The sequence below is a fragment of the Bordetella genomosp. 8 genome, from assembly GCF_002119685.1.
Classification (GTDB): Bacteria; Pseudomonadota; Gammaproteobacteria; order Burkholderiales; family Burkholderiaceae_B; genus Bordetella_C.
On the sequence record NZ_CP021108.1, the window covers coordinates 5,864,009 to 5,890,169 of the forward strand.

Sequence of the window (26,161 nt, forward strand, 5' to 3'; positions counted from 1 at the left end):
TGTACCGTGGCGACTAGAATCGGAGAAGCCGAAAATTTGGATCGATTAAGCGATGAAAGAGATAAATCTCTCGACCCGCGACCTGCGCGCTTTCCTGGCGCTGGTGGAGCAGCGCAGCTTCACGCGCGCGGCGCGCCAGTGCCACCTGTCGCAGTCGGCCTTCAGTTCGCTGATCCGGACGATGGAAGAAACGCTGGGCTACCGGCTGTTCGATCGCGATACCCGCAACGTGGAATTGACGCCGCAGGGCCGGCTGCTGGAAGCGTCGGCGCGACGGGTGCTGGATGGCTTCGACGGCATGATCGACGATTTTCGCGGGCACGCCATGCTGGACAAGGGCCGCGTGTCGGTCGCCGCGCTGCCCTCCATCGCATCGGGCTGGCTGCCCGGCGTCTTCGCCGAATTCCGGCAGCGGCATCCAGGCATCGAAATCGAGCTGGCCGACGTGTTGTCGGCGCCCTGCCTGGAACGCGTGCGCGCCGGCCGCGCCGACCTGGCGCTCGCATCGTCGGGCATCCCGGCGCAGGACCTGGACGCCAGCCTGCTATGCAACGACCGGTTCCACCTGGTGTGCCGGGCGGACCACCCACTGGCGCGACGGCGCGAAATCGGGCTGCCCGATCTTTCCGCCGCACCCTTCATCCATCTGGCGCGTTCCCATAGCGTGCGCCTGCAATTGGAACGCGCGTTTCATCCTTATCCGATGAAGACGGTCATGGAAGTCGAACAGCTGGCGACGGTGACCGGCATGATCGCGGCGGGCATCGGGATCACGGTGGTGCCGGCCCTGACGCTGTACGAATTCGAGCGGCCGGATCTGGTCAGCCGGCCGTTGAAGATTCCCGGGCTGGTGCGCCGCATCTACCTGGTGACGCGCCGCGGCCTGAGCCTGCCGCCGGCGGCCGAACGGCTGCGTGCGTTGATGCTGGAACGCCGGCCGGGAAAGCGGGGCGGTACGCGGCAGGGATGAAGGGTAGAACAAGACGCACGAATAACGTGCGGGAATAAGGCGCAAGGATCAGCGGCGGGATATACCGGGGCGGCAATCCCCCTCAGACGGGACCACCTTCGCGAGCCCAGCGCACGGCGTCCTCGACGCGGTCGTTGCCCCAGAACATTTCCCGTCCGGCGAACATCATGGGCGCGCCGAAGACGCCCAGTTCCTGGGCCCGGTCGACCTGCGCGCGAAACGCCTGCTTGATTTCGTCGCTGCCGGCGCGCGCCAGCACGGCTTCGGCATCCAGGCCCAACGCCCTGAGCCGGTCGCCGACGACGTCCCGCTTCTGGATATCCAGATCGTCGACGAAATTGGCGCGGAACATCGACAGGCAGAAGGCCTTGCCCCAATCCGCCTGCAGCCCGATATAGGCCACCCGGGATGGCAGCACGCCCACCCTCGGGAACTCGGTCGGACGCCGATAGGTGACGCCGTACCTGGCCGCCAGCCGTTGGACTTCGCGCATCATGTATTCGCCCTTGTCGGGGAACAGCCGGAAAGGCGAGTCGTCCCAGCCGCGCGCCTTGAATATCGGCCCCAGCAGGAAGGGCCGGTAATCCACCGTGACGCCCTGCGCCGCAGCGATCGGCTCGATGCGCTCGATCGCCAGAAAGCTATAGGGACTTGCGAAATCGAACCAGAACTGCAGCTGCCCCTGCGCGGCCGCGGGGCCTGATGCCGCCGGCCGGGTCTCCATCTGCGTCATGTCGCCTCTCCATATTGTTGTGCGCGCGCGGGCTGGGCGGGCGGCCAGTCAGCCGACGTCTACCCCCGGTTCTCCACGCATCATCCGCCCCACCACCGCGGCCTGGCCGAAGCCTTGTTCGCGCAACACGTCCAGCACCCGCGGCGCGGTTGCGCTGTCGCAGGCCACCAGCAGCCCTCCGGAGGTCTGCGGATCCGTCAGCAGGGCGCGCGCGACGTCGTCCACGCCGGATGCCAGCGCGACCGCCGCGCCATAGGACGCCCAATTGCGCCCGGACGCCCCGGTGATCATGCCCGCCTGCGCCATCTCCCGCACCCCGGGCAGCCAGGGCAAGGCGGCCAGATCGATGCGCGCGCGCAGGCCAGCACCGCGGCTCATCTCCAGTGCATGGCCCAGCAAGCCGAAACCGGTGACGTCGGTCAGGGCGTGCACGCCGGGCAGCGCGGCCAGCGCGGGCCCCGGCGTATTCAGGCGTGTCGTGCTGGCGATCATGGCCTGATAGCCCGCCGCGTCCAGCTGGTTCTTCTTGAGCGCGGCCGACAATATGCCCACGCCCAGCGGCTTGCTCAGTATCAGCACGTCGCCTTCGCGGGCGTCGGCGTTGCGCCGGACGCGGTCCGGATGGACCAGGCCCATGGCGGCCAGGCCATAAATGGGTTCGACGGAATCGATGGTGTGGCCGCCCGCCACGGGGATGCCGGCCTGGGCGCAGACGTCCTGTCCGCCGCGCAGGATGTCGGCGATGACTTCGCGCGGCAGCACATTGATCGGCATGCCGACGATGGCCAGCGCCATGATGGGCGTGCCGCCCATGGCATAGACATCCGACAGCGCGTTGGTCGCGGCGATGCGCCCGAAATCGTAGGGATCGTCGACGATGGGCATGAAGAAATCGGTGGTGGCGATCAGCGCCTGCTCGTCGTTCAGGCGGTACACCGCCGCGTCGTCCGCGGTTTCCGTGCCGACCATCAGGCCGGGGAAAGCCTGGGCGGGGGCGAAGCGCGCCAGCAGGTCCGCCAGCACGCCCGGGGCGATCTTGCAGCCGCAGCCGCCGCCATGCGAAAGCGAAGTAAGGCGCGGCTGCAGGCGCGGCGGCGCGTCGGCGCTAGCGTCTATGGTCATGCGAGTCTCCAGGAAAGCCGGGAAAGCATAGCACCGGCCCGCCGGCCCCTACACAAGAGCCGTCAAAACGGCCTACTATCATGATCCTTCCAAGCATGTACGCGCCCAGGCCCGAACGAGATGACGACTCTGCTTCCCGACTGTCCGCTATGCCAGCAGCACGGCGGCACGCTGCTGTGGCAAGGCACCCACATGCGCGTGGTGGAGGTCGAAGACGCCGATTACCCCGGCTATACCCGGGTCATCTGGAATTCGCACATTCCGGAGATGACCAGCCTGTCGCGCCATGGACGCGAACTGATGATGGAAGCGGTCTGGCGCATAGAGGAGACGCAGCGCGAAATCCTGCGCCCGGACAAGATCAACGTCGCGTCGCTGGGCAATATGGTGCCGCATCTGCACTGGCACGTGATTCCGCGCTGGCGCGGCGACCGGCATTTTCCCGACGCGGTGTGGGCGCCGCCGCGTATCGCCGCGGGCCAGGAACCGCCCGAATGGGCGGCGCGCATGCAGGCCATCCGGTCCGTGATGCGCCGCTATCAGGACCGCCTGCTGGAAACCTTGAATGCACTGCCGCGCCACTGACCCGGCGCCGGCCTACCCGGCGCCATGGATTTTCATGACCGCGCACACGCCATGAACACTCGCCTTTCCGCCTTCTCTCTTCCTCCGCTGCTGGCGGCGCTGGGACTGATGGCCGCCACGCCGACCTGCTTGGCCGCGCGGCCCATCAATACGCCCTGCCCCAGCACCCTGGAGCTGACGCAGACGCCGGTCAACGCGCCGGGCGGCTGGTCGATCATGCCGGATCCGCGCCGCGACGCGGACCACCGCCTGCAGGGCATCACCTTTTTCGCCGGCGATCCGCGTAATATGGTGGCCCTGGCGCCCGACACTGAAAAACGATCGACGCGCGGCTACGCATCCACCTGGCATTTCCATCCGGACGACCAGGGCTACTGGATAGGCTGCAGCTACACCGATACCAACCTGTTGGCGGTGCGCAAGCTGGCGGACAACATCAGCCAGTGCGACATGATGCAATACCTGGCCGACCGCCGCCGTCCGGGCGGCGCCGTGGAAGTGGTGTGCTACTGAATGGAAAACCGCCTGCGCACGCCCCTTTCGCTATTGGTTTCCCAGTTGCCGCCGGATTGGGCCCCGGCCCTGGCGACGCCCGCCGCGGCGCGCGTCCTGCCGGAGCTCTGCGGCCACGTCGACAGCCGCGTGGACGCGGGCGTCACGGTCTATCCACATGCGCCCTTCCGCGTGCTGGAGCTGCTGCGCCCGCGCGACGTCAAGGTCGTGATCCTGGGGCAGGACCCCTACCACGGGCCCGGACAGGCGCAAGGGCTGGCGTTTTCCGTGCCGGACGGCTGCAAGCGGCCGCCCAGCCTGCGCAATATATTCAAGGAGATTGCCGCCGAGTATCCCGACAAGGGCATACCGGCAGGCAATGACCTGACGCCCTGGGTCGAGCAGGGGGTGCTGCTGCTGAACACCTCGCTGACGGTGGAAGACGGCCAGCCGGCCTCGCATGCCAAACGCGGCTGGGAGGCAATCACCGATGCCCTGATCGAACTGGTGGCCCGGCAGTCGCAGCCCAAGGTGTTCATGCTGTGGGGCGCCCACGCGCAGTCCAAGCAGGCACTGTTGCCCGCGAACCACAACACGCTGGTCCTGATGGCGAACCACCCGTCCCCGCTTTCAGCGTCGCGGCCACCCGTCCCCTTCCTGGGTTGCGGCCATTTCCGCCGCGCCAACGAGTGGCTTCTGACGCATGAGCAGGAAATTGTCGATTGGGGTTTGCCCGAGAAAACGCTGGCGTCACAGCAGGCATTCAGGTTATGATTTTTCGCGCTGCACAAAAGAACGGCATTTTTCCGCATTGCTAGTCCGCCGCCGGTACGCCGACGGCCTCGAAACAAGTCACGGTGTATGCAGCTTCGCCAAGTAGCAGGGTAATCACCCGGACTTGGCCCATGCCGGTCTTCATCGCTTCCTGACCCCTTTCCTTACGCCAGCGTCCCCATCTGGACGCGACATGCGCATGGTTGATCCGGTCGGCGTCGATGCTCCATCAACCTGCGCTGGATCCGGCACACACACCCCGGCCCGGCCTAGATACGTGCCGCCAAAAGCGGCAAGGATAAGTCATGTCTTTCGAATCCCTGGGACTCGAGCCCACCCTGTTGTCCGCGCTGCAAGAAGCGGGCTTCGATACCCCCACTTCCGTCCAGGCCGCCGCCATTCCGCAGGCCATCGCCGGCCAGGACCTGATGGTTTCGTCGCAGACCGGCAGCGGCAAGACCGCGGCCTTCATGCTGCCGGCGCTGAACCGCATCGCCAAGATGCCCGCCAACAAGGGCACCGGCGTGCAGGTGCTGGTGCTGACCCCCACGCGCGAACTGGCGCTGCAGGTCAATGACGCCACGCGCCAGTACGGCAAGAACCTGCGCGACCTGCGCACCGCCACCGTGGTGGGCGGCATGCCCTACGGCGCGCAGTTGAAGGCGCTGTCGCGCCGCGTCGACGTGCTGGTCGCCACCCCCGGCCGCCTGCTCGACCATCTGCAGGCCGGCCGCGTCAAGCTGAACACCGTGCATACCCTGGTGCTGGACGAAGCCGACCGCATGCTGGACATGGGCTTCATCGAGGACATCGAGACCATCGTCGGCCGCCTGCCGGCCGATCGCCAGACGCTGCTGTTCTCGGCCACGCTGGACGGCACGGTCGCCAAGCTGGCGGCCAAGATGATGCGCGAACCGCAGCGCATCGAGATCGCCGGCGCCAAGGAAAAGCATTCCAACATCACCCAGAGCCTGCTGTACGCGGACGACGCCGCGCACAAGATGCAGCTGCTCGACCACGTCCTGCGCGACACGGCGCTGGACCAGGCCATCGTCTTCACCGCCACCAAGCGCGGCGCGGACGATCTGGCCGACCGCCTGTCCGACCAGGGCTTCGCGGCGGCGGCGTTGCATGGCGACATGAACCAGCGCCAGCGCACGCGCACCCTGAGCATGCTGCAGAAGCGCCAATTGAAGGTGCTGGTCGCCACCGACGTGGCCGCGCGCGGCATCGACGTGCAGGGCATCAGCCACGCCGTGAACTTCGACCTGCCCATGCAGGCGGAAGACTATGTGCACCGTATCGGCCGTACCGGCCGCGCGGGCCGCGACGGCTTGGCCTTTACGCTGGCCACGCATGCGGAACGGCACAAGGTGCGCCGCATCGAACACTTCATCGGCCAGACGCTGACACCGCAGATCATCGCCGGCCTGGAACCCAAGCGCACGGCGCGTCCTCCGTACGAACGCTCCGGTACCGGCAAGCCGGGCTTCGGCAAGCGACCGTTCAATCGCGATAGCCGTGGCGGTTTCGGCGCGCGGCCCTTCGATGGTCCCCGCCGCGAGTTCCGCGAAGGCGCGGGCCCGCAGCGTGAGCTGTCCGGCGATCGTCCGCAGCGCGCCTGGCGCGACGGGCCCCGTCCCGTCCGCCCCGAAGGCGAAGCCCGCCCCTACCGTGCGGAAGGCGAAGCCCGTCCTTTCCGTGCCGAAGGCGATCGGCGTCCCGCCGACCGCGGCTTCCAGCGCAATGACCAGGGTTACCGCGCCGAAGGCGCCGCCCGCAAGACCGAACGCAGCGGTGACGAAGGCGGTTTCCGCGCCGAGCGCGACTTCCGCCAAGGCGACCGTCCGCAGCGTCCCGAAGGCGCGTTCCGCTCCGCGCGGTCCGAAGCCGGCATGCGCGCCGACAAGGCCGCCCGCGAAGGCAATCATGCCGGCCGCGCCACGGAAGGCTACGCCCGCCCCACCGGCAGGCCGGCCTTCGACAAGGGCGCCAGCCGTTCGGGCAAGCCCTTCAAGCCGGCCTACGCCGGTCGCCGGGACTGATCGGCACCGGCCAGGCGGGTAGCAACACCACCCGCATCTGAAGAGAAAAACGGCGCGGCGCCCACCGCGCCGTTTTTCATTTCCGGTCCGCCAGGATGGCCGGCGCTGACGCAGCGGACGGGATTTCCTGAAACAATGCGGGTATCGCTCACCTTCCGCAGCCGTAGTTCATGCCCCAGACTTTCCCGCCCCCCTTGGATGACGCATCGCAAGCCCATACCGCGCGCATGGCCGCGCATCTGCGCGCCGCGATCGCGCAGGCGGGCGGCTGGCTGTCCTTCGAGCACTGGATGGCGGAAGCGCTGTACGCGCCCGGCCTGGGCTATTACGCGGCGGGCAGCGTCAAGCTGGCCGAAGCCGGAGCCGGATCCGGTTCCGGGCCCGATTCCAGTACCGGCGCGCCACCGGTGGGCGATTTCGTCACCGCGCCCGAGCTGACGCCGCTTTTCGGCCAGACCCTGGCGATGCAGGCGGCGCAGGTATTGCGCCAGACCGGTACGAACACCATCCTGGAATTCGGCGCGGGCACCGGCGCGCTGGCCGAACAGGTGCTGGCGGCCCTGGACGCCGAAGGCCTGGATGCGCGCTACCAGATCGTCGAGGTGTCCGCGGACCTGCGCGCGCGCCAGCAGGCGCGGCTGGCCGCGCACGGCGAGCGCATCCGCTGGCTGGACCGCCTGCCCGATGCCTTCGAAGGCTGCGTATTGGCCAATGAAGTCCTCGACGCCATGCCGGTGCAGGTCTTCCGCTGGGATGAAACGGGCGCCCTGCTGGAACGCGGGGTCGTCGTCACGGCCGAAGATGGCTTCGCGTGGGCGGACCGGCCCGCGCCGCCACGGCTGGCAGAAGTCATGGCGCAGCGCATGCCGCCGCTGGAAGGCTATGTGTCGGAGGTCAACCTGCAGGGCGAAGCCTGGGTGCGCGGCATGGGGCATTGGCTGCGGCGCGGAGTGGCCCTGCTGATCGATTACGGTTTCCCGCGTCACGAGTACTACCACCCGCAGCGCGCCGCCGGCACGCTGATGTGCCACCTGCGGCATCACTCGCACGCCGATCCTTTCCTGGCCCCGGGATTGCAGGACATCACCGCGCACGTGGACTTCACCGCCATGGCGGATGCCGCCTTGTCGGGGGGGCTGGATGTGCTGGGCTATCTGTCGCAGGCGCGCTTCCTGGTGAACGCGGGCCTGATGGAACGGCTGGCGACGCTGGACAGCAGCGACGCCGCGAACTACGCGCGCACCGTCGGGCCGGTGCAGAAGCTGGTCTCGGAAGCCGAGATGGGAGAGCTGTTCAAGGTGCTGGCGGTGGGCCGCGACGTCGATCCGCCGCTCATCGGCTTCCGGCGTGGCGACCGGCGCGCCATGCTGTAAGGCGTATCTAGGCCTTGCGCAGCGCGCGCAGCCGCGCGTCGCGCAGCGCCTGCTTGATGCGCGTCGGGTCGCCCGTATGTTGCCGGGCGATCGCGCCGGCATCGACGCCCTGGATGGCGTCCAGCGCGGCACGCCATGCCGCATGGTCCACCGCCACGCGTACGTCCGCCGCGCGCAGCAGGTCCAGGAAGCGCCCGGGCTTGCGCAAGGCGTCGCAACGCTCCATCAGCGCCAGCCTGGCATCGGCGTCGGCGTCGTCACCGCCGGCGGCGGGCAGCGCGGCCAAGCCCTCCAGCACCAACGGCAACAGCCGCGCATGATCCGCGCATTCGGTGGGAACGCGCAGCCGCGCCGACAGATCGGCGCGTCGCGGCGAGTCCAGGCACAGTAGCGCGTAACGCCCGGCCAGCGGCAGCCCGCGCCGCGCAGCCTCGTCCAGGTCGGCCTTGACCCGGTCATCCAGGTGCAAGCCCGGCAGGACGCGCGGCAAGGCACCGGCCTGCTCCAGCACCTCCATCATCCTCGCGGGATGCCCGGCCATCAACCCGCGCGACAACTCCTTCCATACGCGTTCGGGCACCAGGGCGTCGGCTTCGCCCGCCTCGACCATGGCGCGGCACAGCGCCAGCGTTTCCGGCGCCACGCTGAAATCGCCAAAACGCGCGGCGAAGCGCGCCAGCCGCAGTATGCGCACGGGATCTTCGGCGAAGGCGTCGCCGACGTGGCGCAGCACGCGCGCATGCACGTCGCGCACGCCCCCCAGAGGGTCGATCAACCGGCCATCGGCATCGCGGGCAATCGCATTGACCGTCAGATCGCGCCGCGCCAGGTCGTCTTCCAGCGTGACGTCGCTGCCGGTGTAGAAGGTGAATCCCTTGTATCCCCGCCCGGATTTGCGCTCGGTGCGCGCCAAGGCATATTCCTCGTGCGTCCCCGGATGCAGGAAGACGGGAAAATCCCCGCCCACCGGCGTGAAGCCGCGCCGCGTCATCGCCTCCGGCGTGGCGCCCACCACCACCCAATCGCGGTCGCCCGCCGGCAGGCCCAGCAGTTCGTCGCGCACGGCGCCGCCAACGATATAGGCCCGCAAGCCTTCCAGCACCGGATCGGTCATCGTGTCACCCGGACGCCATACCTGGCCGCCATCACGGCAGGTCTGTCCGTTCGGCCGGCTGCGGCGCGACCTGGCCCAGGCGCTGCTTGAGCGACTGCGGCTGGCCGGTGAACAGCGCGGCGTAGTACGTGGCGTTGGCCATGACGTTCTTCACATAGGTGCGCGTTTCGGTGAAGGGTATGGTTTCGGCGAAGATCGCGCCTTCCACCGGATGCGTCAGCGACGCGCGCCAGCGGATCGGCCGGCGCGGCCCGGCGTTGTAGCCGGCGCTGGCCAGCACCTGCGAGCCATCCACGTCCTGCAGCACCATGCTCAGGTAGGACGTACCCAGCAGCGTATTGGTATCGAAGTCGTTGACCTGCCCGGGCGTGAAATTGCTCAGGCCGATTTTGCCGGCGACCCATTTGGCGGTGCCCGGCATCAGTTGCATCAGCCCCGACGCGCCGACGGAGGACCGCGCATCCATGATGAAGCGCGATTCCTGGCGGATCAGGCCGTACACCCAGGCCGGATCCAGCGCCACCTGGCTGGCCTTGGCCGCCACCCGTCCTTCGAAGGGCGCGATGTAGCGCTGCGTGAAGTCGAACTCCTTTTCGGTGCGCTCCGAGGTATTCACCACACGATCGTAGATGTTCTCGCGGCGCGCCAGCTCGGCGGCCGCCAGCAGTTGCCGATCGTCCATGCCGCGCAGCGCGAAATTCCACTCGGGCACGGCGTCGCCGCGCCAGCCCAGGCGGAACAGCGCGATGGCGCGCTGCAGGCCCTGGTTGGCGCGCGCCTGTGCCATCTCCTGCGTGCTGGGTTGCGGCGCACGCGGCGGCACGGTGATGGAGCGCCCCAGTTCTTCCGCTGCCAGCTGCCCATAGAAATTGAACCTGCCGGCGATCTGGTCGTACTCGCGCTGCGCCTGTTCTCGACGCCCCAGGGCGGCCAGGCCACGCGCATGCCAGTAGATCCAGGCCGGCTCCTCGCGCGCTTCCGGCGACATGGCGTCGATGGAAGCGACGACCCACTTCCAGTCGATGCGCTGCTGCCTGAGCGCGGCGCGCACCTTCCATTCCTCGTTGTATTGCGTCAGGCGGATATGGCCGGCCTCGACATACCAATCATGGGCGCGCGGGTCCTGGTTCAGCACCGCGACCAGCGCCAGCTGTGCGCGCACCCAGGCCAGGTCCTGCCGCGGCAGGCTCTTGGCCCATTCGCGCCGCACATAGGAATCCGCGACATCCAGGTTGCCGCGCGCCAGGCGGGCCAGCGCAATGGTGACCAACTCGGTTTCCGCCGGCGTACGCAGGGTCCGCGGCTGGCGCACCAGCCACTTCATGGGATCCTTCATCATCGTGTCGTAGGCTTTCTGGTCCGGCGGTTCGAACAGATAGCCCACGTACTTGCGCGCGTCGGTCAGCTTGTTGTCTTCGATGGCGTCGCGGAACCTGGGCTGCAGGTCATTCCAGCCCAGGACGCGGTTGGCGACCAGGTCGTCGTAGAGCGACCAGCACCAGGCGCCTGGCGCGAACGTCCGCAACGCATCGGCCGCGCCGACCTTGCGGCCCGTCATGTAGCGCGCTTCAAGCGCGGCGCAGTCGGTCTGCGCGTTGCCGTTCCTGACGGGCGCCAGCTTGTTGACGGTGTCGTAATCGCCCGATCGCGCGGCCGCCAGCAGCCAGTCCGCCCGCAGCTTGTCCGCCAGGTAGGCGTCCGGATTGCGTTCGATGAAGCGGCGCAGCTGGTCCACCGGCCACTGCGCACGCGGCATATTCCACACCTGATAGCGCAGCAGCCAATACTCGGGATACATGCCCAGCACGTCCTCGCGCGCCTGCGGCACCACCACGGCCAGCGCCGACCACTGCTTGCGGGTCATGGCGTCGCGCGCGGTGATCACCGCCTGCCGCGCCGGCGTCAGCGGGTCGGCGGTCAGCAACGAGACCTGCTCCGGTTGCGCGCTGGCGGTCGGATCGTTCGCCAGGCTGGTGACCGGCACGGTGGCCAGCGCGGCGGACGATCCGCTGCCCGGGACGCCATCGGCCGGGCCAGGCGTAAGCTGCGCCTGTGGGGCGTGCTGCTGCGCATCCACCGGCGCGCACGCGGACGTCAGCAATCCCAGCAGCGGCAAGGCGCGGCCCAGCAGGCGCGCGGCGTCTCCCCCCGGCGATTTCTGATAACGTCCCCATTCCCACCTACGCATCAGCTCTCCTTCACGCCCGCACCGAATGACTACGAAAAATATGACAAAGGATAACGCAGTCGCGCTGCGCAAGCGATTGCGCGAGGCCCGCGCATCGTTGAACGATGCGCAGCGCCAACGCGGCGGCCTGCTCATGCGGGGCCGGCTCTATACCTGGGTAGGGCTGGCACGCGACGCGGCGCGCAAGGCGGGCCGGCCGGAGCTGTCGGTCATCGCGGCGTACTGGCCGCTGGCGGATGAGCCCGACTTGCGCCCCCTGCTCAGCCAATGGGTGGAAGCCGGCATCACCGTCGCGCTCCCCGTGGTGCGTGCTCCCGACCAGCCACTGGAATTCCTGCCGTGGGCGCCCGATGCGCCCATGCGCGAGGGCGCCTACGGCATCGCCGAACCCGCGGCCGGCACCGCCGTGATCCCGGAGCTGGTCCTGGTGCCCACCCTGGGGTACACCGGTCGCGGCGACCGGGTAGGCTATGGCGGCGGCTACTACGACCGCACGCTGGCGGCCCTGAAGGCGGCCGGACATGCCTGCACCACCATCGGCGTCGCCTGGACCACGGGCCGCCTGGAAGACACCCACGTGCCGGAACCGCACGACGTGCGCCTGGACGCCATCCTGACGCCGGACGGCTGGGTGCCCAAGGCGCCTTGAGCACCACGCCGGTGCAATTGCCGCCCGTCATCGGGCACCACGCACGCACCGGACCGGGGCCCGCCCGCGTGGCGGCCCGCCCGTGGAAATTGGCACAACTGTTGCTTCTTATGTTTCGTAAACGGGCGTCCCCGTCTATCGCCCGGGTATAAGGCGAAGACGCCGCCCCCGACCGGGAGGAGCGCAATCATGGACCAGCCGTCCGGCCCAGTCCGCGCCTACGACGAGATGTACGACAGCCAGGGCGGTGTGCGCCAGCACTACAACGCCCTGCAGCAGTGGCTTGCCACGCAGACCGATGAGGTCATGGCCGCGCGGCGGCTGGAGGCCGACTTCAACTTCCGCCGCGTCGGCATCACCTTTTCCGTGGCGGGGGACGACGCCGGCACCGAAAGGCTGATTCCCTTCGACCTGATTCCCCGCATCATTCCCGCCGACGAGTGGCGCGAGCTGGACGCCGGACTGAAGCAGCGCGTGCGCGCGCTGAACATGTTCATCCACGACATCTACCACGGCCATGACATCGTGCGCGCCGGCATCGTGCCGGCGGAACAGGTCTTCCTGAACTCCCAGTACCGGCCGGAGATGCAGGATGTCGACGTCGCCGAAAACATCTACTGCCATATCGCCGGCGTGGACGTCGTGCGCGCGGGCGCGGGCGCGTTCTACGTGCTGGAAGACAACCTGCGGGTGCCCTCCGGCGTGTCGTACATGCTGGAAAACCGCAAGATGTCGATGCGGCTGCTGCCCGATGCCTTCAGCCGCCTGAAGGTGGGCCCGGTGGCCCACTATCCCGATCTGCTGCTGGACAACCTGCGCGAGGTCGCGCCGCGCGGCAACGACGATCCCACCGTGGTCGTGCTGACGCCGGGCATGTACAACTCGGCGTATTTCGAACATGCCTTCCTGGCCCAGCAGATGGGCGTCGAGCTGGTCGAAGGCCGCGACCTGTTCGTGGACCACAATACCGTCTACATGCGCACCACCCGCGGTCCCCGCCGCGTCGACGTGATCTACCGGCGCGTGGACGACGACTTTCTGGACCCCTTGTCGTTCCGCGCCGATTCGGCGCTGGGCGTGCCGGGGCTGTTGTCGGTGTACCGCGCGGGCCGCATCACGCTGGCCAATGCCATCGGCACCGGCATCGCCGACGACAAGTCGACCTATCTCTACGTGCCGGACATGATCCGCTTCTACCTGGGCGAAGAGCCCATCCTGCAGAACGTGCCGACCTGGCGCTGCGCGCGGCCCGACGAGCTGTCGCACGTGCTGGCGAACATGCACGAGCTGGTGGTCAAGGAAGTCCACGGCGCCGGGGGCTACGGCATGCTGGTCGGTCCGGCGTCGACGCGGGCGCAGGTGGATGCATTCCGCGAACGCGTGCGCGCCAACCCGGCCGCCTATATCGCCCAACCGACGCTGGCGCTGTCCACCGTGCCCACCTACGTGGAAAGCGGCGTCGCGCCGCGACACGTCGACCTGCGGCCCTACGTGCTGTGCGGCAAGGAAATCCACACCGTGCCGGGCGGCCTGTGCCGCGTGGCACTGACGGAAGGATCCCTGGTGGTCAACAGCAGCCAGGGCGGCGGCACCAAGGACACCTGGGTGCTGGAGGAATGACCATGCTCAGCCGCACCGCCGATAGCCTGTTCTGGATGTGCCGCTACATGGAGCGCGCCGAGAACATGGCCCGCATGCTGGACGTCAGCCTGCAGATGTCCCTGTTGCCGCAGGACCCCGCGGCGCGCGAGCGCTCGTGGCGCGCCCTGATGCGCATTTCCGAACTGCAGACCCTGTTCGACGAGCGCTACCCCGAGGGCTCGCCGCGCGACGTGCTGCGCTTCATGGTACGCGATCCGGACAACCCGTCTTCCATCTATGCCTGCCTGCGCGCCGCCCGGGAAAACGCCCGCGCGGTGCGCGGCAGCCTGACCACCGAGCTCTGGGAAACGTACAACACCACCTGGCTGGAATTGCTGCGCCACCTGCGCGCCGACCTGCCGGAACGCAACCCGGGCGAGTTCTTCGAATGGGTCAAGTTCCGCTCGCACGTGTCGCGCGGCGTCGCCGTGGGCACGATGCTGGAGGACGAAGCCCTGTACTTCATGCGACTGGGCATGCATCTGGAACGCGCCGACAACACCGCGCGCATGCTGGACGTCAAGTTCCATGAATACGACGACGCCGCCGAAGGCATGCGCGCCGACGCGCAGCGCGGCGTGGCGGTGCGCGACGAGTTCTATCGCTGGGCGGCCATCCTCGGCTCGGTGTCGGGGCTGGAGGTCTACCGCAAGGTGTATCGCGACGTCGTCACGCCGGACCGCGTGGCCGAACTGCTGATCCTGCACGGCGACATGCCGCGCTCGCTGCTCAGTTCGGTGCAGGCGATGACCGACAACCTGGCCTTGATCTCGAACGACCGCTCCGCCGAAACGGAGCGGCGCGCCGGCATGCTGTGTTCGGAACTGCGCTACGGCAAGGTGGAAGACATCATGGCGAACGGCCTGCATGGCTATCTGGAACGCTTCCTGGACCGCGTGAACGATCTGGGCAACCGCATCAGCCACGACTTCCTGCTGCCGCTCTCGGCTTAGCGGACAGGAACATCGGGCGCCACGGGACCAAGGGCATGAGACACTTCATCAAACACGTTACGCAGTACCGCTATACCGCGCCGGTGAGCTACAGCATCCAGACGCTGCGCCTGACGCCTCGCGGCGAAGACCACCAGCGCTCGCTGCGCTGGCACATCTACGCGCCCGGCGAACTGGCGGAGCAGGTGGATGCCTATGGCAACACCACGCATATCCTGACCCTGAACCGCCAGCACAACGAGATCGACCTGCTGGTGACCGGCCAGGTGGAAATCGACCCCTTGACCGACGGCATGCTCAAGAGCGAGGAAAACCGCCTGCCGGTGGACGCCTATCGGGTGCCCACCTCGCTGACCATGCCGGACGGCACCATCGCCGCCTTCTGCGCGCGCGTGCTGCCGAACGGCCTGCGCGAGCCGGGCGACGCGCTGAAGCTGGCGCAGGCAATCTCCGACCACGTGGCCTATGAGCCGGGCATCACCGACGTGACCACGGCGGCCGCCCAGGTGCTGGCGCTGGGCCACGGGGTATGCCAGGACCACGCGCATCTGTTCCTGGCCTGCGCGCGCGCGCTGGGAGTGCCGGCGCGCTATGTCAGCGGTTATCTGTACACGGTCAACGACCATGCCGCCAGCCACGCCTGGGCGGATATCTGGCTGCCGGGCGGCGGCTGGTGCAGCGTGGACATCACCAACCGGCAATTCGCCTCGGATTGCCATTGCCGGCTGGCGGTGGCGCGAGATTACGACGCGGCCAGCCCGGTGCGCGGCGTCCGCCACGGCGGCGGCACCGAGTCCATGGTGGTGAACGTGCAGGTCCAGTCCGCTCAGCAGTAGCGCCGCGGCGCAGCCGATGTTGCGGCGTACCGACGCGGCCTCGCCGGCCGCCCTGTCATTTTTTCCCCGGTTCACTAAAATGCCCGGGTTGCCCCTCATCCCACGTCCATGACTTACTGTGTCGCGGCCCGCTTGCACACGGGCCTGGTTTTCCTGGCGGATTCACGCACCAACGCGGGCGTGGATCAGATCAGTGTGTTCCGCAAACTCAACGTCTTCGAGCGTCCCGGCGAACGCGTCATGGTGCTGCTGACGTCGGGCAACCTGGCGATCAGCCAGTCGGTGATGAACATGCTGGCCATGCACGACAGCGCCGATCCGGATTCCATCTGGAACGCGCCCAATATGTTCGAGGCCACGCGCATCGTCGGCGAAGCCATCCGCGAAGTGCATCGCCGCGATGCCGAAGCGCTGCACGACCAGGGCGTGGAGTTCAACGTCAACCTGATCTTCGGCGGCCAGATCGGCCACGAACGCTGCCGCCTGTTCCAGCTCTATTCGGCCGGCAACTTCATCGAGGCCCACGCCGAGTGCCCTTATTTCCAGATCGGCGAATCCAAGTACGGCAAGCCCATCCTCGATCGTGTGCTCGAACCGGGCACGACGCTGGACGAAGCGGCCAAGTGCGCGCTGATCTCCATGGATTCGACGCTACGCTCGAATATCTCGGTCGGCCTGCCGCTGGACCTGCTGGTCTATGAAACCGGATCGCTGCGGGTGACGCGCTTCGCCAACATCGACGAGAACAATGCCTATTTCCGGATGATCCGCGGCAGCTGGGGCGAAAAGCTGCGCCAGGTATTCGCGGAAATCGACGACCCGGTCTGGAGCAACCCCGCGTCGCCGGACAGCCTGGTGCCCGCCGGACGCATCCACCAGCCCGTGCGCGTGCTGCCCGGCAGCGCCGAGCCGACCGACGTCGCGCCCGTGCAGGCGCTGGCGGAAGGCAAGGAGCCCTTCCAGGCCCGCTGAAGCGCCCGGGAGTCTTCCCGGCGCCTGCTCATCACGCGCCTGCGATGGCGCAGCGATCGTCCAGCAGCTCTTCGGACGCCCCGCGATCCCCGGTCGGCGTTGGCCGGCCATGGCGTGCGTTTTCATCGGCCTCGCCGTCCAGGAAAACGAAGCCCGGCTTCCCATCGGGCAAGGTCACGGGCGCCATGAACAGGGTGTGGGGCATCATCGAGCCATCGGGATACACGTCACGGGCCAGCAGGCCTACCGGGTCCGTCCGGGCCAGCGTCGCATCGTCGGTCAGCAGCCCCCGGTACCGGTAAGTCTTCCCCGCCAGCGGCGGCAGCCAGTTCCACCGCCTGTCGCTCAAGATGCCAACCTCCCGCGCCAGCGCGGCGGCCACGTCAGGACGTATGCAGGTGACATGGATATGGAATTGATCCTGGGTGCGGCCAAACACGGAATTGGCGGCAAAGCCGATCTGCGTACGCTCCAGCGGCATGCCCAGCACCTTTTCCACATAGCCGCGGTTCTCGTACGCGGCGCGCCAGTAATTCGGCGTCCCGGTCATCCACAGGCGCGGGTCTTCGACACCGGTTATCCGGTCCGTCGGCAACAGCAGGAAAGCGTAGGGTTTGGCCGGGCTGTTGTCCTTCAGGACCACATATCCGGCCCGCAGGTCCACCCTGGCACAGGCGTTGGGCCGGCCGATTTCGTCCGCCGGAACCATGGCGCCAGCCTGGGCTGCCCGCACGCACCCCTGGACCACTTTCCACAGCACGCCGCGACGCTCCGTGATGGTCCAGCCAGGCCCGGGCAAGGGGTCGGGGACGCTGAGTTCCTTGGCAACGCCGGGCCGCGTCGCGGCGGCGACCGTCATCCACAGGAATACCGCCCATCTACGCACTCGCATCGCCCGCCCACCGATATCCGGCCATCCGCTGGACCGGATGGTCCGAGGATGGCGGCGATCATGGTATCGAGCGGAATGGCCTGATGGCGAGACCCGGCGCGTGCCGTGGGCAGGCGTGTCCGACCCGCGCAACACGCCGTCCTCACGGACGACGCCGTCACGCGCCTGTCAAACTTTGCTGGTGAGGTTTTTCCAGATCGCCAGGGGCGCTTCGGCACTGTTCAGGGTGTAGAAGTGCAGGCCAGGCGCGCCGCCATCGAGCAGCTTGCGGCACAGGTCCGTCACCACGTCCACGCCGAACGACCGTATCGACGCCTTGTCGTCGCCGAACTCGGCCAGGCGCAGCCGTATCCAGCGCGGGATCTCGGCGCCGCACATCTGCGAAAAACGCGCCAGCTGCGTATGGTTGGTGATCGGCATGATGCCCGGCACGATCGGCACCGACACACCCTTGGCCGCGACACGCTCGATGAAATCGAAATACGCGTCCGGGTTGAAGAAATACTGGGTGATGGCGCTGTCGGCGCCCGCGCGCACCTTGTCCACGAAATGATCCAGGTCGCGGGACGGATTGTCCGCCTGCGGATGCATTTCGGGATAGGCCGCGACTTCGATATGGAACCAGTCGCCCGTTTCCTTGCGGATGAAGGCGACCAGGTCGCGAGCGTACTTCAATTCGCCGGCGTCGCCGCCCATGCCGGACGGCAGGTCGCCGCGCAGGGCCACGACCTGCCGCACGCCTTCCTCGCGATAGGACGCCAGGATGGCGCGCAGGTCGGCCAGCGTGGCGCCCACGCAGGACAGATGGGGCGCGGCGTCCACGCCCAGGTTGCGCAGGGTGCGCACCGTGCCGGCCGTGCCTTCGCGCGTGGAGCCCCCCGCGCCGAAGGTCACGCTGACGTAGCGTGGATGGATGGCCAGCATCTGCTTGGCCGCGCGCAGCAGGCGTTCCTGCGCGGCGATATCGCGTGGAGGAAAAAATTCCAGGCTGTACGCCGGCGTCGTGGTATCGGTCATGAGACGAGCAAAGTGGACAGCAGGCCCGAGATGATGCTGTACAGAATCGCACCGATCACCGCCCACCAGAAGCCATTGACCTGGAAGCCCTTGAGGATGGACCCGGCAAACCAGAACAACAGCGCATTAAGGACGATCAGGAACAGGCCGAGCGTGACCAGGGTAATGGGCAGCGTCAACAGCACCAGCACCGGTTTGACCAGCATGTTCAGCAGTCCCAGCACCAGCGCGGCGATCAACGCCGATCCGAAGCTGGCCACCGCAATACCAGGCAGCAGATAGGCCACCACCAGCAAGGCCACCGCGTTAAGGATCCAGACCAGGATCAGGCTCAGCATGTTCGATTCTCCCGCATCGAGTCGTTGAAAGGGGCGGCGGTAGCGCAGAGCATCGCCGTCCCTTGCAAGACTACACCATCAATAGCGGTAGTGATTGCTCTTGAAGGGGCCGTCGACCGGCACGCCGATGTAGGACGCCTGGTCGGCGCGCAGCGTGGTCAGGTTGGCGCCCAGCTTCTTCAGGTGCAGGCGGGCAACTTTTTCGTCCAGCTGCTTGGGCAGCACGTAGACCTGGCCCTTTTCATAGGCTTCGTTGCGCGTGAACAGCTCGATCTGCGCGATGGTCTGGTTGGTGAAGGACGACGACATCACGAAGGACGGGTGGCCCGTGGCGCAGCCCAGGTTCACCAGCCGGCCCTTGGCCAGCAGGATGATGCGCTTGCCGTCCGGGAAAATGACGTGGTCGACCTGCGGCTTGATTTCTTCCCACTGGCAACCTTCCAGCGAGGCAACATCGATTTCGTTGTCGAAGTGGCCGATGTTGCAGACGATGGCCTGGTCCTTCATGCGATCCATGTGGTCGCGGGTGATGACGTTGTAGTTGCCGGTGGCGGTGACGAAGATGTCGGCCTTGTCGACGGCTTCTTCCATGGTCACGACCTTGTAGCCTTCCATGGCGGCCTGCAGGGCGCAGATCGGGTCGATTTCCGTGACCCAGACCTGGGCGCGCAGGGCCTGCAGCGCCTGCGCGCAGCCCTTGCCCACGTCGCCGTAGCCGGCCACCACGGCGATCTTGCCGGCCACCATCACGTCGGTGGCGCGCTTGATGCCGTCCACCAGCGATTCGCGGCAGCCGTACAGGTTGTCGAACTTGGACTTGGTGACCGAGTCGTTGACGTTGATGGCGGCAAAGGCCAGTTCGCCACGCTGCGACATCTGGTACAGGCGGTGCACGCCGGTGGTGGTTTCTTCCGTCACGCCGCGGATCTGCGCCAGGCGGGTCGAATACCACTTGGGATCGCGCGCCAGGGTGGCCTTGATGGCGGCGAACAGCACGCGCTCTTCCTCGCTGCCCGGCTTGCCGAGTACCGACAGATCCGATTCCGCCTTGGCGCCCAGGTGCAGCAGCAGCGTGGCATCGCCGCCGTCGTCCAGGATCATGTTGGCGTGTTGGCCATTGGGCCATTCGAAGATCTTGTGGGTGTATTCCCAGTACTGCTCCAGGGTTTCGCCCTTGACGGCGAAAACCGGCGTGCCGCCTTCGGCGATGGCGGCCGCGGCGTGATCCTGCGTCGAGAAGATGTTGCACGAGGCCCAGCGCACGTCAGCGCCCAGCGCCTTCAGCGTTTCGATCAGCACGGCGGTCTGGATGGTCATGTGCAGGCTGCCGGCGATGCGCGCGCCCTTCAGCGGCTGGGCGGCGGCGTATTCTTCGCGCGTGGCCATCAGGCCCGGCATTTCGGTTTCCGCGATGGCGATTTCGCGGCGGCCCCAGCCGGCCAGGCCGATGTCGGCGACGATATAGTCGGAAACGGATTTTTCGGAAACGGTATTCATGGGTTGGCTCCACGTATGAACGGACGGCGCCACACCGCGGCCGAAACGTGCGCTACGTCCAGGCCGGGAGCTTCGTTTCCGCTCCAGCCGGGAACACACCATGCAGGATAGTCGCGCCCCGCCTCTGCCACGCATGCGACAAAGGTGAGCGCCGTTGCATGCCGCCACGCCTTGCGTGGACGGCCGAACTGGTGCCTGAGCCTGGCGGGGGACATCGCGTTTTCGCGTTTGCGGGCTACCGCAATCGCGATCCACGTCCACCCCGTCGCAACGCTCCTCAGGCGTGGGCGATATTGTAGCGGGTCGCCGGGGTCAACGGAACCAGCGCGTTCAGCAGATCCGTGGCAATGGCGTCCCAGGTACGGGTCAGCGCATGCTGGCGCACCACAGCGCGGTCCAGCCCGTGCGCCCGCAGGCAGGCGTCGCGCAGGTCGTCGCCCAGGCAACCGGTGACGCCGTCCTCGATCACCGCCAGCGGCGCATCCGTGTGGAAGGCCGCCACCGGCGTGCCGCAGGCCATCGCCTCCAGCATGACCAGGCCGAAGGTGTCGGTCAGGCTGGGGAACACGAAAACGTCGGCGGCCGCGTAGTAGTTCGGCAACACGTCGTCGGCCTGCATGCCGGTGAACCGCACGCCGGGATACTTGCGGCGCAGCCGCTCCTCATCCGGTCCGCCGCCCACCACCACCTTGCTGCCGGGCAGGTCCAGCGACAGGAAGGCATCCAGGTTCTTTTCACGCGCCACGCGGCCCACGCTCAGGAAGACCGGCCGTGGCAGGCCGGCGTAGATGCCGTCCGCGTCGGCGCGCGCCTGGGAGGTGGCGGTGGCGTTGGCGGTGGAGGCGCCGAGCGCCGCCAGGCCGGCCGCGGCGGCCGCGGCATCCCGCGCCACCGGCTGGAAGCGCTGCGCGTCCACCCCGCGCGACCACACCCGCAGATTCTTCAGGCCATGGCGCGCGACGGTATCGCGTACCGTCGGCGTGGGCACCAGCACGCGCTGCGACGGCTTGTGGAACCATTGCATGAAGCGCCACGGCAGCCAGGCGGGTATGCCCATCCTTGCCTCCAGATAGTCCGGAAACATGGTGTGGAAGGACGTCGTGAAGCGCCAGCCCCGGCGCAACGCCATCCGGCGCGCGGCCAGGCCCAGGGGACCTTCGGTTGCGATGTGCAAGGCATCCGGTACCACATCGCCCAGCAGCCGCTTCAGCTGCCTGCGCGGCTGGATGCACAGCCGCAGCTCGGGCTCGGACGGCGCCGGCACGGTGCGGCTGCCTTCGGGGCTGATGACGATCACCTCATGGCCCCAGTCTCGCAGGATTTTCAGCATGGTCGTCCAGGTGCGGACAACCCCGTTCACTTGCGGATGCCAGGCATCCGTAACCAGTGCGATCAGCATGGACGTTCGACCGGCCGGCAAGCCGGAGTAGCCGGAAAGCCCATATTTGGCACGGGGTTTATGACACCGTGGCGACAGTCATGACGCCGTCGGCGCTCGCGCTAGCGCCGGGGATACCCCTGCGCCTTGATGCGCTGCCATACGACCTGTTTTTCCTCTTCCGTCATGAACACCCAGTTCGCCACTTCCATGGCGGTACGGCCGCAGCCGCGGCAGACGTCGTCGAACAGGGTGGAACATACCGCCACGCAGGGAGAATCCGTGGCGGAAAGGGAACGGTCGGGCCCGGCCGCTGCCGGCGGGCAAAGATCTGGAACGGGGGCAGGCATGGAACAAGGATAGCACCCGGCACGGGCCGCCCCGCCGGGCGCTGCGCCCCCTGGATGCCGCGCATGCCGCACATGCAGCGCACGCCGCGTGAACCGCAAAGGCAGCGCGATCGCAGCGGCCACCGGGGCGTCAGGTCGGGTGCTACACCGGTCAGGATGCCTGATCGAAGAAGTCCAATGCCTCGCTGCCGATCTCGTCCGGCAGCTCTTCAGCCAGATAGTGAGCGCCATCGACGGCATGGCCTTCCACGGTGGCGGCCACGTTGCGCCACAGCGACAGCACGTCGAAATTGCGGCCGACGGCGCCGCGCGCGCCCCACAGGACGCGCAGCGGGCATCGCACGCGGCGACCCGCCGCGCGATCCTGGCGGTCGTGCTCCAGGTCGATGGTGGCGGAAGCACGATAGTCCTCGCAGATACCCGTCGGCAGGCCGGGGGACGCGGCGCAGCGTTCATACTCCGCGAGCGCGCGCGGATCGAATATCGCCAGGCCGCCGGGACGGCCGCCCATGATGGAACGCACGTAGAACACCGGGTCGTGGCCTATCATGGTTTCGGGCATGGGCGCCGGCTGGATCAGCCAGAACCAATGGTAGTAGGCCTGCGCGAACGCGCGCGTGGTGTTCTCGTACATGTCCAGCGTGGGCGCGATATCGAGCAGCATCATGCGCCGCACGCGATCGGCGTGATCCAGCGCCAGCCGATGCGCCACGCGCGCGCCGCGATCGTGCGCCAGGACATTGAAGCGTTCATGGCCGAGCTGGCGCATCACTTCCGCCATGTCGGCGGCCATGGCGCGTTTGGCGTAAGCGGCGTGGTCGGGCGTGGCGTCGGGCTTGCCGCTGTCGCCATATCCGCGCAGGTCCGCCGCCACGCAGGTGTAGCGCGCGGTCAGCGCCGGCCATACGCGGTGCCACATGGCGCTGGTCTGCGGATGGCCGTGCAGCAGCAGCAAGGCCGGGCCTGATCCCGCCACCCGCGCCGCGATGTGCGTGCCCGGCACGTCGAACCGGCGCACCGGCGCGTCGAAGAAAGATGCCATGGATATGTCTCCCGAAGCTTCCGCGCAGCAGCTTACCGCGCCCCATGCATGCGAGCCAGCCTAGGATCCCGAGGCCGCGGTCGCGAGCGCCCTGCGCGCGTTGTCCTTCAGCCAGGGCCGTTCGCGCCAGTGCCGCGCTTCGTAGGCGTCGATCGCCGCCTGCCGCGCCAGCGTCGCGTCGACCATATCGCGGCCGTGCAGGAACATCTCGCGATGACGCGCCGACAGTTCGAAATCAGCCACGCCGCCTGATCCCGCGTCGACCCGCCCGTGCCGCACGTCGATGCGCAGGCGCGCCCGCGCCGGATCGGCCACCTGCGACAGCAAGGCCTGCACGCGGGCCTCATCCAGCGCGACCAGCAGCAAGCCGTTGTTCATCGCGTTGGAAAAGAATATCTCCGCGTAGCCCGGCGCGATCACCGCGCGTATGCCGTACTGCAGCAGTCCCCACACCGCGTGCTCGCGGCTGGATCCGCAGCCGAAATTCGGCCCACCCACCAGGATGGACGCCTGCCGCCAGGGCATGCGGTTCAGGATGAATCCGGGCTTTTCCTCACCGGTTTCGTCGAAGCGCAGGTCATGGAACAGTCCCTTGTCCAGCCCCCGCTTGTCGATGCCGCGCAGGAACTGCTTGGGCATGATCTGGTCGGTATCGAGATTGCTGTAGGGCAACGGCGCGGCGCAGCCTTCGATGATGTCCATGTCGGCTTTCCTCGCCTCGTCTTTCCCTGCGTTACTCATGGCCTTCCCGCCCAAAGGTGCGCACGTCGGTGATGCGGCCCGTCAGCGCCGCCGCGGCGGCCATCAAGGGACTCATCAGATGCGTGCGGCCACCGCGTCCCTGGCGGCCTTCGAAGTTGCGATTGGTGGTGGACGCGCAGCGCTCGCCGGGGGCCAGGGCATCGTCGTTCATGGCGAGGCACATGGAACAGCCGGGCTGGCGCCATTCGAAGCCGGCATCGATCAGCTGCCGCGCGATCCCTTCCGCCTCGGCCTGCCGCCGCACCGCACCGGAGCCCGGCACCACCATCGCGCGCACACCGTGCGCCACGCGGCGGCCGCGCGCCAGCCCGGCGACCGCGCGCAGGTCTTCGATCCGCCCATTGGTGCAGGAACCGATGAACACGCGATCCACGGGCAAGCCGTCCAGGGCGACGCCGGGCGCCAGGCCCATGTAATCAATGGCCTTGCGCAACGCCATGCGCGCGAGCCCGTCGTCCGCGCCATCGGGATCGGGCACGCTGCCGGTGACCGGCAGCGCCTGGTCGGGACTGGTGCCCCAGGTGACGTAGGGCGCGATGGCGCTGGCATCGAGCACGTGCTCCGCGTCGAAACCGGCGCCAGGGTCGCTGTGCAGGCCGCGGCTGTCCTGCAGCACCCCTTCCCATTCCCGCGCCGAAAGATGGCCGGCGTGGTCGCGCACGTAGGCCAGGGTGACGGCGTCGGGCGCGATCAGGGCCGCGCGGGCGCCGGCCTCCACGGCCATATTGCACAGGGTCATGCGGCCCTCGGCGCTCAGTGCCGCAACCGCCGCGCCGCAGAATTCCACCGCATAGCCGCGCGCGCCCTGCGCGCCCAGGCGATGGACCACGTGTATCACCAGGTCCTTGGCCGTGGTGCCCGGCGGCAGGACGCCATCGATGCGCACCCGCATGGTCCGCGCCAGGCGATAGACCAGGGTCTGCGTCGCCAGGACATGCTCCACTTCCGACGTGCCTATGCCGAAACCCAGGGCCCCCAGGGCGCCGTAAGTCGTGGTGTGGCTGTCGCCGCACAGCACCGTCATGCCGGGCAGGATCATGCCGCGTTCCGGCGCGACCACATGCTCGATGCCCTGGCCCGGATCCGTCGTATCGAACAACGCAATATCGTGCGCGATGCAATTGCGCTTCAGGTTGCGCGCCTGCAGCGCGGAAGCGGGATCGGCGATCACACGTGCCGCGGGCGGCACCGGGTGCGTGGGAATCACGTGGTCCACCACGGCCATCTGCTGCCCCGGACGGCGCACGGGCAGCGCGCGCTCGTCCAGGCCCGCAAAGGCCTGGGGACTGGTGTATTCGTTCATGATGTGCAGATCGACGTAGAGCAGGACGTGCTGGTCGTCCAGGCGCGCCACCTCATGCGTCCGGACCAGTTTCTGGTAGAGGGTCATCGCCGCCATCGCCGGGCTCCGATATGAAGGTACCGGGTCAGTTTAGGCGTGGCCGCACACTTTATAATCAATTCAAAATGGAACCATCTTTCGATCCAATTTAATAATGGACGGGCTTTCCGAACTTGCATTCTTCGCCCTGCTGGCGCGGCACGGCAACTTGTCGGCGACCGCGCGCGAGCTCGGCCTGACGCCGGCGGCCGTCAGTACCCGGCTGTCCAAGCTGGAACAGCGCCTGGGCGTGCGCCTGCTGAACCGCACCACCCGGCGCGTCAGCGTGACGGAAGAAGGCGAACGCTACCTGGCCGAAGGCACGCGCATCCTGGACGACCTGGACGCGCTCGAACGACGCCTGGCCGGAAGCCGCGCGCAACCTCGCGGCTTGCTGCGCGTCAACGCCACCTTCGGCTTCGGCCGCAAGCACATCGTTCCCGCCGTGGCCGATTTCGTGCGCCGGTATCCCGAGGTCGACGTCCAGATCCACCTGACGGATCGTCCCCTGCCGTTGCGCGACCATGGTTATGACGTCGGCATACGGTTCGGCGATATTCCCGACGCCAGGCTGACCGCGCGTCGCATCGCGGGCAATCGCCGGCTGCTATGCGCGGCCCCGGCCTATCTGAAGGCGCATGGCACGCCGCAATCGCCGCGCGAGCTGCAACGACATGCCTGCCTGGTCGTACGGGAAAACGATGCCGCCTATGGCACCTGGCATCTGCGAGCCGGCCAACGCACGGAAGCCGTCAAGGTCCGGGGCCCGCTGAGTTCGAACGATGGCGAAAGCGTGCTGCAATGGGCGCTCGCGGGCCACGGCATCGCCCTGCGCTCGGAATGGGAAGTCGCGCCCTATCTGCGCTCGCGCCGGCTGGCGCCTCTGCTGCAGGGCTGGATGGCACCACCCGCCGATATACATGTGCTCTACGCGGAGCGCGGCAATCTTCCGGCCAGGGTGACCGCATTCGTCGATTTCCTGCTGGCGCGGTACGCTGCCCAGCGGCGGCAGGCGGCCAAGGGCGAATTGCTCTGGTAGCCGCGCGCCGCGATTGAG

General features: G+C 67.8%; 25 protein-coding genes and 1 riboswitch. Of the genes, 12 read left to right on the forward strand and 13 right to left on the reverse strand.

What is annotated here, in order from left to right; genetic code table 11:
• Nucleotides 1-52: 52 nt before the first annotated feature.
• Nucleotides 53-970, forward strand: coding sequence for a LysR family transcriptional regulator (locus CAL12_RS26530; RefSeq protein WP_086067342.1), 918 nt, complete (start codon nucleotides 53-55; stop codon nucleotides 968-970).
• Between the two features lie 82 nt (nucleotides 971-1,052).
• Here CAL12_RS26530 and CAL12_RS26535 read toward each other — a convergent pair whose 3' ends face one another.
• A complete protein-coding gene (locus tag CAL12_RS26535) occupies nucleotides 1,053-1,703 on the reverse strand; it encodes a 2-hydroxychromene-2-carboxylate isomerase (RefSeq protein ID WP_232464639.1) in 651 nt (216 codons plus the stop codon).
• Nucleotides 1,704-1,751: 48 nt separating this feature from the next.
• Nucleotides 1,752-2,825, reverse strand: a complete 1,074-nt coding sequence (gene selD / locus CAL12_RS26540; RefSeq protein WP_086067343.1) for a selenide, water dikinase SelD — start codon at nucleotides 2,823-2,825, stop codon at nucleotides 1,752-1,754.
• Nucleotides 2,826-2,945: 120 nt separating this feature from the next.
• On the opposite strand from selD, the gene CAL12_RS26545 reads away from it, so the two are divergent.
• The 5 genes from CAL12_RS26545 to CAL12_RS26565 all read left to right on the forward strand — a co-directional run bounded on the left by CAL12_RS26545 (nucleotide 2,946) and on the right by CAL12_RS26565 (nucleotide 8,094).
• Nucleotides 2,946-3,410, forward strand: a complete 465-nt coding sequence (locus CAL12_RS26545; RefSeq protein WP_086067344.1) for an HIT family protein — start codon at nucleotides 2,946-2,948, stop codon at nucleotides 3,408-3,410.
• 51 nt (nucleotides 3,411-3,461) lie between these two features.
• Nucleotides 3,462-3,923 carry an STY0301 family protein gene (locus CAL12_RS26550; protein ID WP_086067345.1) on the forward strand — a complete coding sequence of 154 codons (462 nt, stop codon included), beginning with the start codon at nucleotides 3,462-3,464 and terminating at the stop codon, nucleotides 3,921-3,923.
• Nucleotides 3,924-4,676 (forward strand): uracil-DNA glycosylase, encoded by a 753-nt coding sequence (locus CAL12_RS26555; protein ID WP_086067346.1) that lies wholly within the window; start codon nucleotides 3,924-3,926, stop codon nucleotides 4,674-4,676. It abuts the gene before it with no gap.
• A gap of 305 nt (nucleotides 4,677-4,981) precedes the next feature.
• Nucleotides 4,982-6,721, forward strand: coding sequence for a DEAD/DEAH box helicase (locus CAL12_RS26560; RefSeq protein WP_086067347.1), 1,740 nt, complete (start codon nucleotides 4,982-4,984; stop codon nucleotides 6,719-6,721).
• Nucleotides 6,722-6,891: 170 nt separating this feature from the next.
• The gene (locus CAL12_RS26565; RefSeq protein WP_086067348.1) at nucleotides 6,892-8,094 is read left to right on the forward strand and encodes a class I SAM-dependent methyltransferase; all 1,203 of its coding nucleotides are present in this window, start codon (nucleotides 6,892-6,894) and stop codon (nucleotides 8,092-8,094) included.
• A 7-nt stretch (nucleotides 8,095-8,101) separates the two neighbouring features.
• On the opposite strand, the gene CAL12_RS26570 is transcribed toward CAL12_RS26565, so the two are convergent.
• Nucleotides 8,102-9,208, reverse strand: a complete 1,107-nt coding sequence (locus tag CAL12_RS26570) for a CCA tRNA nucleotidyltransferase (RefSeq protein WP_086067349.1) — start codon at nucleotides 9,206-9,208, stop codon at nucleotides 8,102-8,104.
• Between the two features lie 31 nt (nucleotides 9,209-9,239).
• Entirely contained in the window at nucleotides 9,240-11,399 is a 2,160-nt protein-coding gene (locus CAL12_RS26575) for a lytic transglycosylase domain-containing protein (RefSeq protein WP_420042803.1), read from the reverse strand.
• Between the two features lie 22 nt (nucleotides 11,400-11,421).
• Between CAL12_RS26575 and CAL12_RS26580 the strand changes: the two genes are divergently transcribed.
• The 5 genes from CAL12_RS26580 (at nucleotide 11,422) to CAL12_RS26600 (ending at nucleotide 16,447) form a co-directional block, all read left to right on the forward strand.
• Nucleotides 11,422-12,045 (forward strand): 5-formyltetrahydrofolate cyclo-ligase, encoded by a 624-nt coding sequence (locus CAL12_RS26580; protein WP_086067351.1) that lies wholly within the window; start codon nucleotides 11,422-11,424, stop codon nucleotides 12,043-12,045.
• Between the two features lie 228 nt (nucleotides 12,046-12,273).
• Complete coding sequence (locus CAL12_RS26585) at nucleotides 12,274-13,665, forward strand: circularly permuted type 2 ATP-grasp protein (protein ID WP_198298529.1); 1,392 nt, start codon at nucleotides 12,274-12,276, stop codon at nucleotides 13,663-13,665.
• Between the two features lie 2 nt (nucleotides 13,666-13,667).
• Complete coding sequence (locus CAL12_RS26590) at nucleotides 13,668-14,639, forward strand: alpha-E domain-containing protein (protein WP_086067353.1); 972 nt, start codon at nucleotides 13,668-13,670, stop codon at nucleotides 14,637-14,639.
• Nucleotides 14,640-14,674: 35 nt separating this feature from the next.
• Nucleotides 14,675-15,475, forward strand: a complete 801-nt coding sequence (locus CAL12_RS26595; RefSeq protein WP_086067354.1) for a transglutaminase family protein — start codon at nucleotides 14,675-14,677, stop codon at nucleotides 15,473-15,475.
• A 108-nt stretch (nucleotides 15,476-15,583) separates the two neighbouring features.
• A complete protein-coding gene (locus CAL12_RS26600) occupies nucleotides 15,584-16,447 on the forward strand; it encodes a proteasome-type protease (RefSeq protein WP_086067355.1) in 864 nt (287 codons plus the stop codon).
• A gap of 31 nt (nucleotides 16,448-16,478) precedes the next feature.
• Here the strand turns inward: CAL12_RS26600 and CAL12_RS26605 are convergent, their stop codons facing one another.
• The 9 genes from CAL12_RS26605 to leuC all read right to left on the reverse strand — a co-directional run bounded on the left by CAL12_RS26605 (nucleotide 16,479) and on the right by leuC (nucleotide 25,122).
• Complete coding sequence (locus CAL12_RS26605) at nucleotides 16,479-17,339, reverse strand: CDP-diacylglycerol diphosphatase (protein WP_086067356.1); 861 nt, start codon at nucleotides 17,337-17,339, stop codon at nucleotides 16,479-16,481.
• A 168-nt stretch (nucleotides 17,340-17,507) separates the two neighbouring features.
• Nucleotides 17,508-18,356 carry a methylenetetrahydrofolate reductase [NAD(P)H] gene (gene metF, locus CAL12_RS26610; protein WP_086067357.1) on the reverse strand — a complete coding sequence of 283 codons (849 nt, stop codon included), beginning with the start codon at nucleotides 18,354-18,356 and terminating at the stop codon, nucleotides 17,508-17,510.
• Nucleotides 18,353-18,691 carry a phage holin family protein gene (locus CAL12_RS26615; protein WP_086068135.1) on the reverse strand — a complete coding sequence of 113 codons (339 nt, stop codon included), beginning with the start codon at nucleotides 18,689-18,691 and terminating at the stop codon, nucleotides 18,353-18,355. The genes metF and CAL12_RS26615 overlap by 4 nt, the downstream gene beginning before the upstream one ends.
• An 81-nt stretch (nucleotides 18,692-18,772) precedes the next feature.
• Nucleotides 18,773-20,191 (reverse strand): adenosylhomocysteinase, encoded by a 1,419-nt coding sequence (gene ahcY / locus CAL12_RS26620; protein ID WP_086067358.1) that lies wholly within the window; start codon nucleotides 20,189-20,191, stop codon nucleotides 18,773-18,775.
• Nucleotides 20,192-20,330: 139 nt separating this feature from the next.
• Nucleotides 20,331-20,476: riboswitch (S-adenosyl-L-homocysteine riboswitch) on the reverse strand.
• Entirely contained in the window at nucleotides 20,469-21,590 is a 1,122-nt protein-coding gene (locus CAL12_RS26625) for a glycosyltransferase family 4 protein (protein ID WP_086067359.1), read from the reverse strand. It overlaps the preceding riboswitch by 8 nt.
• 101 nt (nucleotides 21,591-21,691) lie before the next feature.
• On the reverse strand, nucleotides 21,692-21,919 hold the full coding sequence (locus CAL12_RS26630; RefSeq protein WP_086067360.1) for a DUF1289 domain-containing protein: 228 nt from the start codon (nucleotides 21,917-21,919) through the stop codon (nucleotides 21,692-21,694).
• A gap of 151 nt (nucleotides 21,920-22,070) precedes the next feature.
• Complete coding sequence (locus CAL12_RS26635) at nucleotides 22,071-22,961, reverse strand: alpha/beta fold hydrolase (protein ID WP_086067361.1); 891 nt, start codon at nucleotides 22,959-22,961, stop codon at nucleotides 22,071-22,073.
• 60 nt (nucleotides 22,962-23,021) lie between these two features.
• A complete protein-coding gene (leuD, locus tag CAL12_RS26640; RefSeq protein ID WP_086067362.1) occupies nucleotides 23,022-23,663 on the reverse strand; it encodes a 3-isopropylmalate dehydratase small subunit in 642 nt (213 codons plus the stop codon).
• A 31-nt stretch (nucleotides 23,664-23,694) separates the two neighbouring features.
• A complete protein-coding gene (leuC, locus tag CAL12_RS26645; protein WP_086067363.1) occupies nucleotides 23,695-25,122 on the reverse strand; it encodes a 3-isopropylmalate dehydratase large subunit in 1,428 nt (475 codons plus the stop codon).
• 97 nt (nucleotides 25,123-25,219) lie between these two features.
• Between leuC and CAL12_RS26650 the strand changes: the two genes are divergently transcribed.
• Complete coding sequence (locus CAL12_RS26650) at nucleotides 25,220-26,143, forward strand: LysR family transcriptional regulator (protein WP_086067364.1); 924 nt, start codon at nucleotides 25,220-25,222, stop codon at nucleotides 26,141-26,143.
• Nucleotides 26,144-26,161: the final 18 nt, after the last annotated feature.

Excerpts from the sequence above, each read along its gene's own strand:
- CAL12_RS26530 (WP_086067342.1), top strand. The coding sequence starts at position 53 with ATGAAAGAGATAAATCTCTCGACCCGCGACCTGCGCGCTTTCCTGGCG.
- CAL12_RS26650 (WP_086067364.1), top strand. The coding sequence starts at position 25,220 with ATGGACGGGCTTTCCGAACTTGCATTCTTCGCCCTGCTGGCGCGGCAC.
- CAL12_RS26550 (WP_086067345.1), top strand. The coding sequence starts at position 3,462 with ATGAACACTCGCCTTTCCGCCTTCTCTCTTCCTCCGCTGCTGGCGGCG.
- leuC (WP_086067363.1), bottom strand. The coding sequence starts at position 25,122 with ATGGCGGCGATGACCCTCTACCAGAAACTGGTCCGGACGCATGAGGTG.
- CAL12_RS26565 (WP_086067348.1), top strand. The coding sequence starts at position 6,892 with ATGCCCCAGACTTTCCCGCCCCCCTTGGATGACGCATCGCAAGCCCAT.
- ahcY (WP_086067358.1), bottom strand. The coding sequence starts at position 20,191 with ATGAATACCGTTTCCGAAAAATCCGTTTCCGACTATATCGTCGCCGAC.
- CAL12_RS26635 (WP_086067361.1), bottom strand. The coding sequence starts at position 22,961 with ATGGCATCTTTCTTCGACGCGCCGGTGCGCCGGTTCGACGTGCCGGGC.
- CAL12_RS26600 (WP_086067355.1), top strand. The coding sequence starts at position 15,584 with ATGACTTACTGTGTCGCGGCCCGCTTGCACACGGGCCTGGTTTTCCTG.
- CAL12_RS26595 (WP_086067354.1), top strand. The coding sequence starts at position 14,675 with ATGAGACACTTCATCAAACACGTTACGCAGTACCGCTATACCGCGCCG.
- CAL12_RS26560 (WP_086067347.1), top strand. The coding sequence starts at position 4,982 with ATGTCTTTCGAATCCCTGGGACTCGAGCCCACCCTGTTGTCCGCGCTG.
- metF (WP_086067357.1), bottom strand. The coding sequence starts at position 18,356 with ATGACCGATACCACGACGCCGGCGTACAGCCTGGAATTTTTTCCTCCA.
- CAL12_RS26590 (WP_086067353.1), top strand. The coding sequence starts at position 13,668 with ATGCTCAGCCGCACCGCCGATAGCCTGTTCTGGATGTGCCGCTACATG.
- CAL12_RS26570 (WP_086067349.1), bottom strand. The coding sequence starts at position 9,208 with ATGACCGATCCGGTGCTGGAAGGCTTGCGGGCCTATATCGTTGGCGGC.
- CAL12_RS26605 (WP_086067356.1), bottom strand. The coding sequence starts at position 17,339 with ATGCGAGTGCGTAGATGGGCGGTATTCCTGTGGATGACGGTCGCCGCC.
- CAL12_RS26535 (WP_232464639.1), bottom strand. The coding sequence starts at position 1,703 with ATGACGCAGATGGAGACCCGGCCGGCGGCATCAGGCCCCGCGGCCGCG.
- CAL12_RS26630 (WP_086067360.1), bottom strand. The coding sequence starts at position 21,919 with ATGCCTGCCCCCGTTCCAGATCTTTGCCCGCCGGCAGCGGCCGGGCCC.
- CAL12_RS26580 (WP_086067351.1), top strand. The coding sequence starts at position 11,422 with ATGACTACGAAAAATATGACAAAGGATAACGCAGTCGCGCTGCGCAAG.
- CAL12_RS26625 (WP_086067359.1), bottom strand. The coding sequence starts at position 21,590 with ATGCTGATCGCACTGGTTACGGATGCCTGGCATCCGCAAGTGAACGGG.
- selD (WP_086067343.1), bottom strand. The coding sequence starts at position 2,825 with ATGACCATAGACGCTAGCGCCGACGCGCCGCCGCGCCTGCAGCCGCGC.
- CAL12_RS26585 (WP_198298529.1), top strand. The coding sequence starts at position 12,274 with ATGTACGACAGCCAGGGCGGTGTGCGCCAGCACTACAACGCCCTGCAG.
- CAL12_RS26555 (WP_086067346.1), top strand. The coding sequence starts at position 3,924 with ATGGAAAACCGCCTGCGCACGCCCCTTTCGCTATTGGTTTCCCAGTTG.
- CAL12_RS26545 (WP_086067344.1), top strand. The coding sequence starts at position 2,946 with ATGACGACTCTGCTTCCCGACTGTCCGCTATGCCAGCAGCACGGCGGC.
- leuD (WP_086067362.1), bottom strand. The coding sequence starts at position 23,663 with ATGGACATCATCGAAGGCTGCGCCGCGCCGTTGCCCTACAGCAATCTC.